General features: G+C 72.6%; 11 protein-coding genes. 4 read left to right on the top strand and 7 right to left on the bottom strand.

All coding sequences use genetic code 11. From position 1 onward, the window contains the following. Positions 1-189: 189 nt before the first annotated feature. On the top strand, positions 190-1,023 hold the full coding sequence (locus J2S55_RS24630) for a dioxygenase family protein (protein ID WP_306865409.1): 834 nt from the start codon (positions 190-192) through the stop codon (positions 1,021-1,023). A 364-nt stretch (positions 1,024-1,387) separates the two neighbouring features. Here J2S55_RS24630 and J2S55_RS24625 read toward each other — a convergent pair whose 3' ends face one another. The 4 genes from J2S55_RS24625 to J2S55_RS24610 form a co-directional block, all read right to left on the bottom strand. Further along, a complete protein-coding gene (locus J2S55_RS24625) occupies positions 1,388-2,662 on the bottom strand; it encodes an MFS transporter (RefSeq protein ID WP_306865406.1) in 1,275 nt (424 codons plus the stop codon). Between the two features lie 195 nt (positions 2,663-2,857). Then, positions 2,858-3,460, bottom strand: a complete 603-nt coding sequence (locus tag J2S55_RS24620; protein ID WP_306865403.1) for a TetR/AcrR family transcriptional regulator — start codon at positions 3,458-3,460, stop codon at positions 2,858-2,860. Between the two features lie 80 nt (positions 3,461-3,540). After that, positions 3,541-4,122 carry a sugar O-acetyltransferase gene (locus tag J2S55_RS24615; RefSeq protein ID WP_306865401.1) on the bottom strand — a complete coding sequence of 194 codons (582 nt, stop codon included), beginning with the start codon at positions 4,120-4,122 and terminating at the stop codon, positions 3,541-3,543. Between the two features lie 175 nt (positions 4,123-4,297). Beyond that, positions 4,298-5,146, bottom strand: coding sequence for an alpha/beta fold hydrolase (locus tag J2S55_RS24610; protein ID WP_306865399.1), 849 nt, complete (start codon positions 5,144-5,146; stop codon positions 4,298-4,300). A 120-nt stretch (positions 5,147-5,266) separates the two neighbouring features. Between J2S55_RS24610 and J2S55_RS24605 the strand changes: the two genes are divergently transcribed. Together J2S55_RS24605 and J2S55_RS24600 are read left to right on the top strand one after the other, a co-directional pair. After that, the gene (locus J2S55_RS24605; RefSeq protein WP_306865397.1) at positions 5,267-5,740 is read left to right on the top strand and encodes a MarR family transcriptional regulator; all 474 of its coding nucleotides are present in this window, start codon (positions 5,267-5,269) and stop codon (positions 5,738-5,740) included. 205 nt (positions 5,741-5,945) lie between these two features. Continuing rightward, positions 5,946-10,235: an nSTAND1 domain-containing NTPase gene (locus tag J2S55_RS24600; protein WP_306865395.1), complete on the top strand. Its 4,290-nt coding sequence runs from the start codon at positions 5,946-5,948 to the stop codon at positions 10,233-10,235. A gap of 59 nt (positions 10,236-10,294) precedes the next feature. Here J2S55_RS24600 and J2S55_RS24595 read toward each other — a convergent pair whose 3' ends face one another. Further along, positions 10,295-11,137, bottom strand: coding sequence for an MBL fold metallo-hydrolase (locus tag J2S55_RS24595; protein ID WP_306865393.1), 843 nt, complete (start codon positions 11,135-11,137; stop codon positions 10,295-10,297). A gap of 67 nt (positions 11,138-11,204) precedes the next feature. On the opposite strand from J2S55_RS24595, the gene J2S55_RS24590 reads away from it, so the two are divergent. Then, a complete protein-coding gene (locus J2S55_RS24590) occupies positions 11,205-11,813 on the top strand; it encodes a TetR/AcrR family transcriptional regulator (RefSeq protein ID WP_306865392.1) in 609 nt (202 codons plus the stop codon). Positions 11,814-11,888: 75 nt separating this feature from the next. Here the strand turns inward: J2S55_RS24590 and J2S55_RS24585 are convergent, their stop codons facing one another. Together J2S55_RS24585 and J2S55_RS24580 are read right to left on the bottom strand one after the other, a co-directional pair. Next, positions 11,889-12,845, bottom strand: coding sequence for a TIGR03885 family FMN-dependent LLM class oxidoreductase (locus J2S55_RS24585; RefSeq protein ID WP_306865390.1), 957 nt, complete (start codon positions 12,843-12,845; stop codon positions 11,889-11,891). A 200-nt stretch (positions 12,846-13,045) separates the two neighbouring features. Further along, positions 13,046-14,101 carry a hypothetical protein gene (locus tag J2S55_RS24580; RefSeq protein ID WP_306865388.1) on the bottom strand — a complete coding sequence of 352 codons (1,056 nt, stop codon included), beginning with the start codon at positions 14,099-14,101 and terminating at the stop codon, positions 13,046-13,048. Positions 14,102-14,348: the final 247 nt, after the last annotated feature.

The raw sequence follows: 14,348 nt of genomic DNA, 5'->3' as shown, positions 1-14,348 counted from the left end.
GTTATAGAAACTTGTAGGGTGTTCCGTTCTCTCGGCTGAATGTCAGCTTTGTTGAAGTCCAGGCTGCCAGGTTCCGGCCAGTTCCCCGCGGCGGTGTCGCACGGCGCCGGTTCGACCGGCTCCGCCCGTGCCGCGCGCGCTCGACAGGTTGCATCCAGGCACATCCCCCCGGAGGCCAAGGAGGCCATTGTGGACGCCGAGAACACCCACGACGAGAACACCGAAGGACAGCAATCCAGGGGCATCAGCCGGAAGACACTGCTGAAGGCCGCCCTGATAGCCCCGGTCCCGCTGTTGATCGGCCAGGCCCCCGCGCTGGCCCGCAACGCGCTGGGGACGGGCGAGCTGCTTGAGCCCACGCCGTTCTGCGACGACGGCGACGCCCCGACGATCGCGCAGACCGAGGGCCCCTACTTCAAGCCCAACTCGCCCCTGCGCAGCACGCTGACCGGCGCCGGCGTCCCGCTGACCGTCAGCGGCTACGTGTTCGGCCGCTCGTGCCAGCCGATCGCCAACGCGCTCCTGGACTTCTGGCAGGCGGACAACAACGGCGCCTACGACAACGTCGGATACACCTTCCGCGGGCACCAGTTCAGCGACGCCCAGGGCGCGTTCAAGCTGACCACGATCGTGCCGGGCCTGTACCCGGGCCGCACCCGGCACATCCACGTCAAGGTCCAGGCCCCCAACCGGCCGGTCCTCACCACCCAGCTCTACTTCCCGAACGAACCGCGCAACAACACCGACACGATCTTCAACCCGTCGCTGCTCATGAACGTGCGCACTGTCGGTTCCGGGAAGGAGGCGAGCTTCGACTTCGTGCTCAACATCGTCGGCACGCCGACCCCCACCCCGACGCCGACCCCCACCTCGACGCCCGGGGGCACCTGGAAGGCGGGCACGAGCTACCAGGCCGGCGACCAGGTCACCTACAACAACGTCACCTACCGGTGCCTGCAGGCGCACACGGCCTACGTCGGCTGGGAGCCGCCGAACGTCCCGGCCCTGTGGCAGCGCGTCTGACGGACCGGCCCGCGCGGAGCGGCCCGTCCTGACCTGATCTCCCGCCCCGGACCCCGCCGGCGGGTGGAGACCCGGACGCCTTCATCCCCCGGTGAAGGCTGGAGCCTCCGCCTACCGCTGGAGGCCGGAGTCCGCACCCGCCTGTGTCGGGTGGGGGCTCCCCACCCGCCCGGTGGAGGCCAGGGGCGGGACGCGCCGGTCCGGCGGCCTGGGGGCCGGGCAGGTAGGTGAGCTGCCCGGCGGCCGCCGACCGGCGCACCCCGGGCGGGTGCGCCGGCCAGGACGCCCCGGTCGCGCCCACGGCCGGCGCACCCGCCGACCGGCGCACCCGCCCGGCGACCTCGGCGCGGCCGGGCGGCGCGACTCACCCACCGACCGGCTCGCCGGCCTCGCGGGAGGCCGCCGTGCGCCGGGCGCCCGCGCCGTACAGGAGGGTGACGGCGACGATGACGAGCGGGAACGCGGTGGCGAGGAGGATGCCGGCCCGCAGCCCGGACCCTCCGTCGTCGGGCAGTACGGCGGGCAGGCCGCTGAGCAGTCCCCCGGCCGCGGTGGAGGCGTCCGCGACGGCTCCCGCGACCCAGGGCCCGACCGCGTCGCCGGCGTCGCCGAAGACGGCCAGCACCCCGAACATGGCCGCGCCGCCGAAGGGGAACCGGGCGGCGGCGAGGCTGAAGGTGCCGGGCCACAGGAGGCTGACGGCCAACCCGCACACCGCGCAGCCGACGAGACTGACCACCGGGTCGGCCGACAGGCAGGTGACGAGGTAGCACACCGTGGCCAGCGTGCCGCAGGCCGCCATGGCGGGCACCAGCGGGATCCGCTCCCCCCACAGGCCGTAGACGATGCGGCCGACGCCCATCAGGACCGCGAACAGACATGGGCCCGCCAGGTCGCCCCAGACCTTGGAGACGCCGAGCCCCTCCTCGGCGAAGAGGGACGACCACTGCGACATGGTCAGCTCGGCCGCCCCGGCGCAGAGCATCAGCACGACGGCGGCGGCGAAGGCGGGGGCGCCGAAGAGCTTCCGCAGGGAGGTGCGGTGCTCGTCGGGCACGGTGGCGGGCAGCGGCACCTTCAGGAAGGCCACCAGGTTGACCAGGGGGACAATCGCCCAGGCCAGCGGGAGGACCTGCCAGGCGTCCTGGCCGATCCACGCCAGCAGCAGCGTGGTGCCCGCCACCACGGCGACCTGGCCCCAGCAGTAGAAGGAGTGCAGCAGGCTCATCGCCGCGGCCTTGCCCTCCTGCGGGCTGGGCAGCGCGTCGACGACAGGGCTGACGAGCACCTCCAGCAGGCCCCCGCCGACGGCATAGACGATGATCGCGGCACACAGCCCCAGGTAGGGCGAGGGTGAGACGGCCGGGGCCACCGCGAGCAGCACGAGTCCCAGCACCGACAGGACGTGGGCCAGCACCAGCGGGACGCGGTAGCCGATCCGGTCCACGAACTTCACCGCCACGATGTCGGTGATCAACTGGGTGGCGAAGTTCAGCAGCACCAGCCGTCCGAGCATCTCCATCGGGAGCCGGTAGCGGTCCTGGAAGACGATGAACAGCAACGGGGCCAGGTTGTTCACGATGGCCTGGGTGACGTATCCGGTGTAGCAGGCGCGGCGGGTGTGGTCGAAGGTCGTCATCGGGGGAGGCGCATCTCTTCCTGGGGGGATACCGGTCTTCCTGGGGGATACCGGCCGGCGCGCGCTGGCGGGACAGCCGCCGTCTGTCATGGCGTACGGCAGGCAAGGAGGATACGGTTCCCGCTCCCGCGGCGCGCCCGCGGCCCCGCCCGTCATCGTGGGGGCGGTTCTCCGGTCCGACAGGCCGCGCCCGGTCTACCCGGCGGGGCCGACGACGCGGGCGACCGCCTGGTGGACCTCCTCACGCGTCATGGGGTCCTCCGCGAGGAAGTTGTGCAGCACGAGTCCCTCCAGCAGGGCGTCGAGGACCTGGGCGGTCGCCGGGTCGGTGAGCCGCTCCAGGGCGCGCCTGCTCCGGCTCATCCAGGTCCGTGTCACCTCCCGCAGGGCCGGGTCACGCGCGGCGGCGAGATAGAGCTCGTAGGCGAGCACCAGGTCACGGCGGGCCTGCAGGAAGTCGACCATGATCACGTCGGTGACGGTCGCGGCGAGGTCACCGTCCGCCGGGGCCGCGGCCAGGCGCGCGTCGAAACGGTCGGCGAGGGCGCCCGCGTATCGGGAGAAGGCCAGCTCGACGAGCTCGTCCAGGCCCGTGAAGTGGTAGGTCATCGAGCCCAGGGGGACGTCGGCCGCCTCCGCCACGGTGCGGTGGCTGGTCCCGGCGAGCCCGTGCTCGGCGATCACCTCGATGGTGACGTCGATGATGCGGTCACGCCGGTCCGGGTCGTGACGGCGCGGGCGCCGCGCGGAGGCCGCCGCCTGACCGCCCGGAGCCGCCGCAGGCCTGTCCGGAACCACCGCCTGACCGCCCGGAGCCGCCGCAGGCCCGTCCGGAACCGCCGCCTGACCGCCCTGATCGCTCGCGGTCGCCTCCCGGCTCACAGGTGGCGCACTGTCCGGGCGGGGTTGCCCACCGCCACCACGTTCGCCGGGAGGTCCCTGACGACGACGGCTCCGGCGCCCACGACCGTGTTCTCCCCGATGCTCACCCCCGGGCAGACGATCACTCCGCCGCCGAGCCAGACGTTGTCGGCGATCGTGATCGGCTCGGCGGCCTCGAACTTGGCGCGCCGAGGCCCGGGTTCGACGGGATGGGTCGCGGTCAGCAGTTGCACGTTCGGGCCGATCAGCACGTCCTCGCCTATGGTGATCCGGCCGACGTCGACGGCCGTCAGCCCGAAGTTGACGAACGAGCGGGCCCCGATCCGGGTCTGGTAACCGTAGTCGCAGTACAGCGGGGGCCGGATCTCGACCTCTTCCCCGATGCCGCCCAGCAGCTCCTCCAGGATGCGGCGGCGCTCCTGCGGCGCGTCGGCCGAGGTGGCGTTGTACCGCTCGGTCAGCCTGGCCGCCCGGAGACCCTCCTCCGCCAGCTCGGGGTCGGCGGCGATGTAGAGGTCACCGGCGAGCATCCGCTCTCGCTGTGAGCGCCGGTCGATGTCAGCGACGTGGTCAGTCATATGTACAAGCGTACCTAACGCCGGGATGGAGAGGTCACCTCCCTCCGCGAGGACGCGTCCGGCCCGCCGCGAGACCCCCACCCGCCCCGGCCCCGACCCTCTGTCGCTCCCCGCTCTCCCCCGGCCACGCGGCCGTACTGCCCTCTCCCCCGGCCGCGCGGCCGTACCACCCACCTCAGACCGGCCCGTCGAGGACCTCGCACACCCGCGCCGCGAACGCCCTGGGGTGGGTCAGGTTGCCGTTGTGCCCGCCGGGGAACTCCACCAGGTCGACACCGCCGAGCAGCTCCGCCAGCACCTGCGCGCACCGGTAGTCGAAGACGTCCCGCGGGGTCGTACGGCCGGCCGCGGGCACGACCCGGGGCGGCCCGCCCTTCAGCGCGGCGACGTCGGCGCCCGCCAGCGTGTCGCGGCGGATCGCGGTGAAGTCGTGCTCGAGGAAGAACTCAAAGTTGGGGCCCCGGTCGGCGCCGATCGGGCGCGGCCGGAGACCGGGCTCCACCTCCTGCGAGGCGGGGTCGATGCCGAGAACCGCCGCGACCTTCCTGACGGCCACGGCCCAGCCTTCGCGACGGTAGGTCTCCTGGATGTCACCCAGCTTGCGGTCCGTGGAGTCCCGCTCGGGGCCGGGCAGCAGCCGCGGCGCGACGGGCTCGTGCGCGATGAGCGTGCTCACCTGCCCGGGGTGGTCGACGGCCAGGTGGAGCCCGATGAGAGCACCGAAGCTGCAGCCGAGCATGAGCGCCGGCTCGTCGGTCAGCGCGGCCAGCAGGTGGTGGACGTCGGCGGCGTGGGTGGCGATGGTCAGGGGCTGTGCCGGGTCGCCGACCGTGCTGCGTGACAGGCCCCGGCGGTCGTAGGTGACCACCGTGTAGCGGGCGACGAGCCGATCGACCAGGTCGGCGCTGCGCCTGGCATCGCCCTCCCCGCTCTCCGAGACGAGCAGGAGGGGACCGGTGCCGCGGACCTCGTAGTAGATGTCGGCTCCCGGCACGGGCAGCAGGTCCGTCTTCGTCGCACTCATGTGAGTCCTTCCAGGTGGTCGTGTCCTGCTCCGTCACCGACGACCTTAATGCATCAGATTTGATACATCAAGACTGATACATCATTTCAGATGCATCTAACTTGATGTAGCTTCGTGGGCATGAACGGAGTAGAGCTGTTCCTCCTGGGGCGGACCCTGATGAAGATCGGCGAGGAGGCCCTCCCGACCGAGGGCCTCGGCCCGCACTCCACCAGCCACCGCTCGGTCCTCATCGTGGCGAGCGACGTCCGCGAGCATCCGGGCAGCTCCGTCGGCGAGATCGCCGCGCGGACGGGCTTCCCGCAGAGCCAGGTGTCGGCGTGCGTCGCCCGGCTCCGCGAGGCGGGCTCCATCGTGACGGAGGCCGACCCCAAGGACCGCCGCCGGCTCCTCGTCCAGCAGGCCCCCGAGGTCTCCGACCGCGTGGCGGCCGTCCGCTCGGCCCCCATCGACACCGCGCTCGCCGCGGCGCTCGGCACCGACGACCCCCAGGAGATCGGCGAGGTCGCCGCCGCGCTGGAAGCGCTCGCGCGGCGGCTGACCCCGCAGGCGCTGACCCGCATGCACCCGGGCCGTCCCGGCCGGACGGGCTGAGAGGCCGGAGACGAGCTGAGCTGAGAGGCCGGAGACGGGCTGAGAGGCCGGAGGAGATACGCCGCCGGGCGAGGGGCCGGTCACAGGTTCACGGCGATTGGCACCTTTCATGATTTCGGTGACCGCGGCCGGGCGATATTGGCGGGGTGAGCGCCAAGCCGCACGGTGACCAGTCGGGGTTGATGGGGCCGGGGTACGGGCTCGGGTGGCCCGCCTGGCGCGGGCGACGGGGGCGACGGCGGTCCGATGGTCTCCCCCGGCACTGGTGGCGGTGCTGTCGGCCGGCGCGTTCGCGCCGTTGCTGACCGCGAGCGTGGGCGCGACGGCACTGGCCTCGGCGGGGATCGGCGCCCTTACCGCGGTCGGCGGGAACATGCTCACCGACACGGTGAAAGCGGGTATCGCCCGGCTCCGGGAAAGCGGCCGGGAGCCGACGCGGGAAGCCCTGGAGAGCGAGCTGGAGCAACGGATCCAGCGGATCCTGGAGGACGGCGGGGAGCAGGCGGAGCGGCTGCGCGGTGAGATCGCGCAGGTCCTGCGTCAGGTCGGCGCCGTCGGCGCGGCGATCGAGGCCGCGGTGCACAGCGGCGACCGCGTGCTGCAGGCGCGACTGGCCGCGGGGCTGGCGGCGGTGAGCGAGGAGTTCGCCGAGTTCGACTTCGTGCTGGCCGATCTGGGCACGCAGCTGCGGTCGATCCGCGAGGGCCTGGACCAGCAGAGCGCGGAGATCGGCCTGGCGGTGGGGCTGCAGTACCGTCAGGCGACCGACACCCGGCTGCTGCTGCACCTGGTGTCGGCGATCGAGCGGCGCGTCCGCGCGGACGGGGACCCGGACGTGGGCGGCGCGCGGTGGGTGGACGGGTGCCCCTACCGCGGCCTGGTGCCCTTCGACGAGGTGGACGCCGACGTCTTCTACGGCCGTGAACTGGTCACCGCCCAGCTGGTGAGCACACTGTCGCAGCGGCTGACCCGGCCGGGACCGCTGGTGGTGACCGGGGCGTCGGGAGCGGGCAAGTCCTCGCTGCTGCGCGCGGGGCTGATGCCGGCGATCGGCCGCGGCGAGCTGTCGCAGGCCGCGCGTGACTGGCCGCAACTGGTGATCGACCAGCCGACCCGCTCCCCGCTGTCGCGTCTGGCCGTCCTCGTCGCGGGTCTGGCGGGCCTGGAGGCGTCCGCCGTGCTGCGCGGCCTCACCACGGACCCCGAGCAGGCCCCCCTGCTGATCCGCCAGGCCGTCGACACCGACGCCCGACGCCGTGGCCTGCCCGCCCGGACGGCGGCCGCGGGCAGGCTGATCCTGGTCATCGACCAGTTCGAGGAGATCTTCACCCTCAGCCCGGAGCAGGACGGGCCGTCCTCCGCGGAACGGACCGCGTTCGTCACCGCGCTGCACGCGGCCGCGACCATCCCCCAGGGGCCGGGCGGGGCGCCCGCCGCGCTGGTGGTGATCGCGGTGCGCGGCGACTTCATCGACCGGTGCGCCGACCACCCCCACCTGGCCGCGGCCCTCCAGGACGGCCCGTTCGTCCTCGGGCCGATGAACGAGACGGACCTGCGGCGCGCGATCACCGGGCCGGCCGACGCCGCCGGTCTGGACATCGAGCCCGGCCTGGTCGACACGATCCTCAGCGAACTGCGCTCACCGGCCGGCGGCTACGACGCGGGCGTGCTGCCGCTGCTGTCGCAGGCCATGTCGACCATCTGGGAACACCGCGAGGGCGACCAGCTCACCAGCCGCGGCCACGCCCGCACCGGGGGCGTCACCCATGCGGTCGCCACCAGCGCCGAGGCCGCCTACACCGGCCTTACCGCCGACGGTCAGGACCTGGCCCGGCAGCTGTTCCACCGGCTGACCAGCGTCTCCCGCGAGGGCCGGCTGGCCCGCCGCACCGCCGTACGCACCACCCTGCACGCCGGCCGCACCGGAGCGGAACGCGCCGCCCTCGACCACGTTCTGGACACCTTCGCCCGGCATCGGCTCATCGTCGTCGACGACGCCTGCGCGCAGATCGCTCACGACGTGCTGCTGTCGGCCTGGCCACGGCTGCGCGCCTGGCTGGAGTCCGATCTCACCGGCCACGTCCTGTACAGCCAGCTGCTGGAGGACGCCGAGGAATGGGCCGGCAGCGGCAGATCCGCCGCCTACCTGTACCGGGGCGAACGCCTGACCTCCCTCACGCACGCCCGATCGCGGTGGAAGGCCGACCCCGACCGTTACCCCGTCCTGTCCAGCACGCCACAGGAGTTCCTGGACACCGCGGTGCGGGCCGAGACCCGCCGGATCCGGCTGCGCAGAGCCCTCTTGACCACTCTGATCACCCTCCTGGCCGTCGCCCTGACCGCGGCGGGTCTCGCCATCCGGGCCCAGCGGGAGGCCGACGACGGACGCGACATCGCCGTCTCCCGCCAGCTGGCGACGGAGAGCGAGAACGAAGATCCCCTGATGTCCGCGCTCCTCGCGGCGGCGGCCTGGCGCATCCATCACAGCCCCGAAGCCCGCGCCAGCATGATCATCGCGCTCAGCCGGCCGGAACGCGCCACGCTCACCGGCCACACCGACGTGGTCCCCTCGGTGGCCTTCAGCCCGGACGGAAGGACACTCGCCGGCGGCAGCTACGACGGCACCGTCCGGCTGTGGGATGTGAAGACCCGCCGCGGGCTCGGCGTCCTGCGCACCGGCCCCGACGTGATCTCCTCGGTGGCCTTCAGCCCGGACGGAAGGACACTCGCCGGCGGCAGCTACGACGGCACCGTCCGGCTGTGGGACGCGAGAACCCACACGCCGGTCGGCGGCCCCCTCACCGGCCACACCAGCTCGATCAATTCGCTGGCCTTCAGCCCCGACGGAAGGACGCTCGCCACCGGCGGCGCGGACAGAACAGCCCGGCTGTGGGACATGACAACCCGTCGGCAGCTCGGCGGACCCCTCACCGGCCACACCGACACGGTCAACTCGGTGGCCTTCAGCCCCGACGGAAGGACACTCGCCACCGGCGGCGCGGACAGAACAGCCCGGCTGTGGGACATGACAACCCGTCGGCAGCTCGGCGGACCCCTCACCGGCCACACCGACACGGTCAACTCGGTGGCCTTCAGCCCCGACGGAAGGACACTCGCCACCGGCGGCCAGGACAGGACAGCCCGACTGTGGGACGCGAGAACCCACACGCCGATCGGCACCCCTCTCACCGGCCACACCAACGCGGTCAACTCGGTGGCCTTCAGCCCCGACGGCACCGCGCTCGCCACCGGCGGCCAGGACAACGCGGTCCGGCTGTGGGACGTGGCGACCCGCACTCCGATCGGCGAACCCCTCACCAGCCACACCGGAGCCGACCCCTCGGTGGCCTCCAATCCGATCAGTTCGGTGACCTTCAGCCCGGACGGGAAGACGCTGGCCACCGGCGGCGGCGACACCACGGTGCGGCTGTGGGACGTGAAGACCCGCCGCCAGCTCGGCACCCCCCTCACCGGCCACACCGACACGGTCAACGCGGTGGCCTTCAGCCCTGACGGCACCGCGCTCGCCACCGGCGGCCAGGACAACGCGGTCCAGTTGTGGGACGTGAAGACCCACAGCCGGCACGGCACTCCCCTTGCCGGAGCCGACCCCTCGGTGGCCTTCAGTCCGGTGAATTCAGTGGTTTTCAGCCCGGACGGGAAAATTCTGGCCACCGGCGGCGCGGACGAGACAGCCCGGCTGTGGGACGTGAAGACCCACACGCCGATCGGCACGCCCCTCACCGGCCACACCAGCCCGATCACCTCGGTAGCCTTCAGCCCCGACGGAAAGACACTCGCCACCGGCAGCCAGGACAGGACAGCCCGGCTGTGGGACGTGAAGACCCACACGCCGATCGGCACGCCCCTCACCGGCCACACCAGCCCGGTCAACTCGCTGGCCTTCAGCCCCGACGGCACCACACTGGCCACCGGCAGCCAGGACAGGACAGCCCGGCTGTGGGACGTGAAGACCCACACGCCGATCGGCACGCCCCTCACCGGCCACACCAGCCCGGTCAACTCGCTGGCCTTCAGCCCCGACGGAAAGACACTCGCCACCGGCGGCGGCGAGAGCAACGCCCAGTTGACGGACCACACGGTACGGCTGTGGGACGTGGCGACCCGCCGGCAGCTCGGCGTACCCCTCACCGGCCACACCGATCAGGTCTCCTCGGTGGCCTTCAGCCCCGACGGCACCACACTGGCCACCGGCAGCCTGGACCACACGGTACGGCTGTGGGACGTGGCGACCCGCCGGCAGCTCGGCGCGCCTCTCACCGGCCACACCGATCAGGTCTCCTCGGTGGCCTTCAGCCCCGACGGCACCACACTGGCCACCGGCGGCGCGGACCACACGGTACGGCTGTGGGACGTCGGCATCCCCAGCGATCTCCTCCGGGCCGTCTGCGCCGGCCCGGGCCGCTCGCTGACCCGCGCGGAATGGGCGCAGTACGTGCCTGCCGAAAAGGAGTTCCGGACGGTGTGCCCCTGACGCGGCGCCTGCGCCCTCCCGGGCCGCACTCCAGTGCTCCGAGCCGTTGAGAGCGTCGACTACTCGGAGCGCCGGACGGACGACGTGTGGCGCTGGAACTCCCACGGGTCGTGGGCGCTGAAGACGCTCACCTCGTCGCCGTGCAGGCGGACCAGTTCGCGCAGGCGGGCGTGGTTGCCCAGCCGTAGCGGCCGGTCCACCTCGGTGATCTGCTGCAGGATGTCCATGCCCGGGTGACCCCGCGGGCTGTCGGGGTCGATCTCGCCGTGGAAGTAGTAGGCGTCGCCGCAGTGGAGCAGCCAGCGGTCGCCGTCGGCCACGGCTATCGCGCTGTGGCCGAGGGTGTGGCCGCCGAGCGGGACGAGCAGGATCTCCGCGTCCAGGCCCTTGAGCGGGCGGACCGCGTCGAAGCCGAACCACGGGTCGCCCTGGTGGCCGGGGTAGGTCACCCAGTGCGGCCGGTGCGCCCAGTGGGCGGGCCGGTAGCGGACGCGGTCCTCCGGATGATGGCCGGGAGCGGCCATCGCGGCACGGTGCTCGGCCTCACGCAGGTGGATCTGGGCCCAGGGGAAGTCGGGCAGGCCGCCGGCGTGGTCGAGATCGAGATGGCTCAGCACGATGTGCCGTACGTCCTCCGGCTGGAAGCCGAGCTCGGTCACCTGGTGCAGCGCGGTCTCCCGCGTGTCGAGGACCGGCTGGGCCCGGCCGAGGAACTCCCGGCTGAGAGTCTCCTCCGGCCGCGCGACGTCGGGCGTGCCCAGCCCGGTCTCGACCAGGACGAGACCGTCATGGTCGGTCTCGACGAGCAGGCAGTGGCAGAGGGCACGGGCGGGGGCCAGCGGGCTGTCTCCGACGGGGTCGATCCGGCGCATCGACCCGCAGTTGAGGTGGTGGATCCGCACGACGGCTCCTTTAGATAACGAACGTTCGGATGTTTTTAGCGAACGATCGGTAGATTAAGCTGGTGTCATGAGCCCGCGCAAGTCCGCCGCCGAGGCGGCCGGCACCCGGACCAGAATCATCGAGTGCGCTCTCGCACTGGCCTCGACCGACGGCCTCGAGGGCCTCACGATCGGCCGCCTGGCGACCGATCTGGGGATGAGCAAGGCCGGAGTGATCGGCCACTTCGGCACGAAGGAGGCGCTGCAGCTGGCTGCGCTCGACGCCGCGGTCCAGGCGTTCCGGCTGCGCGTGCCGGCCAGGGTCGCGGGCGCCAGGCCCGGAGTCGAACGGCTGGCGCGCGTGTTCGCGGAGTGGGTCGACTACATGCGGGACGGCGAGGCGCCCGGAGGGTGTTTCCTGACCTCGGTCGCCACCGAGTTCGACGGGCGGCCGGGCCCGGTCCGCGACGCCGTGCTCGCGGCCCTGTCCGCCTGGTCGGCCTATGTCACGGGCGAGATCCGCGCCGCCGTCGAGGCCGGAGAGCTGCCCGGGGAGACCGACGTCGACCAGCTCGCCTTCGAGCTGAACGGCGTCGCACTGGCCGCCGACCAGGCCATCCAGCTCCACCGCGATCCGGCGGCCCCCTCCCGCGCCCAGCGGGCCGTCAGCCGCCTGCTCGCCCCCGGCGGCCCCTGAGTCCCCGCCCCCGCCCACTCCGGCCCCGGCCCGCCCCCGCCGCGGGACCCGGGGCCCTATCCGGCGGAGAGGCGTTCAGCGGAGCTGCGGCAGGACCTTGGCGCCGAAGGCGTCGATGTAGGCGCTCTGGTCCTGGCCGACGTGGTGCAGGTAGATCTCGTCGAAGCCCAGCTCCGCGTACTCGTTGATCCAGGCGGCGTGCCGCCCCAGGTCGGCGGAGACGTTGACCGCCTCGGTCACCCGCGACGGAGGCACCTCCGCGGAGATCACGTCGAAGAGCTCGGCGGTGTCGAGGTCCCAGCTCACCGGCGGCCCGAAGACGTTGCTCCGCCACTGGTCATGGGCGATCGCCAGGGCCTCCTCCTCACTCTCGGCCCAGCTCAGGTGGACCTGGAGGGCCACCTTCCCCCGGCCGCCGGCCTCCCGGTAGGCCGCCATGACCTCGCGCAGCGTCTCGACCGGGCGGTTGACCGTGATCAGGCCGTCGGCCCACTCCGCGCACCAGCGGGCGGTCTCGGCGCTCACCGCGGCTCCGACCAGCTTGGGTGGGACCTCCGGCCGGGTCCACAGGCGGGCGCGGTCCACGGTCACCAGGCCGTCATGGCTGACCTCCTCCCCCGCCAGCAGTGCCCGGATGACGTCGACGCACTCCCGCAGGCGGGCCGTACGGACGTCCTTGCGCGGCCAGCGGTCACCGGTGATGTGCTCGTTGCTCGCCTCCCCGGTGCCCAGCGCGGCCCAGAACCGGCCGGGGAACATCGCCCCCAGGGTGCCGATCGCCTGGGCGATGATCGCGGGGTGGTAGCGCTGGCCGGGCGCGTTGACGATGCCGAACGGCAGTTCCGTGGCCTGGAGGGCGGCGCCCAGCCAGGACCAGGCGAAACCGGAGTGCCCCTGCCTCGCGCTCCACGGCGAGAAGTGGTCCGACGACATCGCCGCCGCGAAGCCCGCCTGCTCCGCCCGCGCCACCGCCTTCAGCAGCTCGGCCGGATGGATCTGCTCATGTGATGAGTGAAAGCCATAGGTCGCCATGGCCTCCCGCTACCCGGGAGAGCCCCGTCCACGCGGAGCGGGCGGCGCACCGGACAGACGGACGGCACACCGGACGGACAGGCGGCACACCGGACGGACAGGCGGCACACCGGACGGATACGCCGCCGGTCCCGCAGGGCGTGCCGTACGGGACCGGCGGGACGCCCCCGCCGGCAGCGCGGGCGGGGGCGCGGACGGCCTCAGAAGGCCGAGGTGTAGGTGGTCAGGGAGGGCCGGTCCACCCGGGTGGTGGCGTTGTAGCAGACGACGTTGCGGACGATCGCGGTGCTTGACGAGGTGTTCCAGAGGCTCACCAGGTTGCAGAACTCGGGACCGGGCCCGTAGGCGGTGACCTGGACGTGGTCGGGCAGGACGCCGACCGTCGGGAAGGTCACCAGGCGCTGGCCCGTCCCGGCGGTCTGCACCGTGTTGATCCCGCCCTGGGAGTTGTAGTTGACCGCCGCGGGCGCCGGCGCGTACGGCCCGGGGTTGGCCGGGGCGTTGTCGAAGGTGTAGGCGAAGTTCTTCGGCGGGACCGCCGCCCCGGTGATCGCCCGCTCACGCTGGTAGGTCAGCGTCCAGCCGGTGTTGAGCGGGACGTTCGTCGCGTTGTGGCAGCGGACCTGGACCGTCTGCCCGCCGAGGGCCGAGGCCCAGCCGCCGACCTTGCAGCGGGCGGGCTGGACCGGGTCTACGGCGGTCACCTGGACGTTCCCGGCCAGGGTCGCCGAGCCCAGGCCCGGCAGGGTGACCGTCCAGACTCCCGCGCCCCCGGCGACCGTGTTCAGGGCCGCCGCCGAGTTGAAGTCGGCGACGACGGAGGCGCCGTCGTAGTGCACGTAGCCGAACGCCTGCGGCGCGGGCAGGACGCCCGTGCTCTGCTCGAAGGCGATGGTGAACGGGGTGAACACCGGCGCCCCGCCGTAGCGGTAGCACTGCACCACCGCGACCAGGTCGGGTCCGGCGGGGGTGGGGCTGGGCCCCCACTTCTGCGCCTGGCACCAGTAGGCGGACTGGGAGATCGCCGTGACGTGCACGACTCCCTTGGCGATACCGATCTGCGGGAACTTCACGTAGGTCTGCCCCACAACGCCGGGCGAGACCGAGACGTTGAACCCGGCGCCCCAGCTCCCTGCCTGACGGGCGAGGTCGGGGATACCCGAGTTGACGTTGACGTGGGCGAACCCCCACCGGTTGGGGACGGCGGCCTCGGCGCTCGCGGCCACGGCGGTGAGGCCGGCCGCGAGCATGGACATCACACAGAGGATTCTCGCGATCGCTTTTCGTAACCGGTGCATGTCGGCCTCGTTCCGGCTCAGGGGGGCGTGGACGGCCGGACACGCCCGCGACGCCGTACGGCATGCGGGTCGCTGTGCTGGGATGCCCGGCTGACAACTGGCTCTGAGCTCTTGATAGCCCGACCAACCTCCCTTGAGAAGACCCAACCTTTCTCGCCGCTCTGACCCGTCAGAGCCTGATGGAGTCAACTACCGGCCGCTGCTG

Source organism: Streptosporangium brasiliense, assembly GCF_030811595.1.
Classification (GTDB): Bacteria; Actinomycetota; Actinomycetes; order Streptosporangiales; family Streptosporangiaceae; genus Streptosporangium; species Streptosporangium brasiliense.
Note: the sequence above shows the minus strand (reverse complement) of the source record. Positions and strands in the feature narration are given on the sequence as shown.

What these genes read in the sequence shown, in the direction of transcription:
- J2S55_RS24625 (WP_306865406.1), bottom strand. Translation starts at nt 2,662, where the DNA reads ATGACGACCTTCGACCACACCCGCCGCGCCTGCTACACCGGATACGTC.
- J2S55_RS24615 (WP_306865401.1), bottom strand. Translation starts at nt 4,122, where the DNA reads ATGACTGACCACGTCGCTGACATCGACCGGCGCTCACAGCGAGAGCGG.
- J2S55_RS24610 (WP_306865399.1), bottom strand. Translation starts at nt 5,146, where the DNA reads ATGAGTGCGACGAAGACGGACCTGCTGCCCGTGCCGGGAGCCGACATC.
- J2S55_RS24605 (WP_306865397.1), top strand. Translation starts at nt 5,267, where the DNA reads ATGAACGGAGTAGAGCTGTTCCTCCTGGGGCGGACCCTGATGAAGATC.
- J2S55_RS24590 (WP_306865392.1), top strand. Translation starts at nt 11,205, where the DNA reads ATGAGCCCGCGCAAGTCCGCCGCCGAGGCGGCCGGCACCCGGACCAGA.
- J2S55_RS24585 (WP_306865390.1), bottom strand. Translation starts at nt 12,845, where the DNA reads ATGGCGACCTATGGCTTTCACTCATCACATGAGCAGATCCATCCGGCC.
- J2S55_RS24580 (WP_306865388.1), bottom strand. Translation starts at nt 14,101, where the DNA reads ATGTCCATGCTCGCGGCCGGCCTCACCGCCGTGGCCGCGAGCGCCGAG.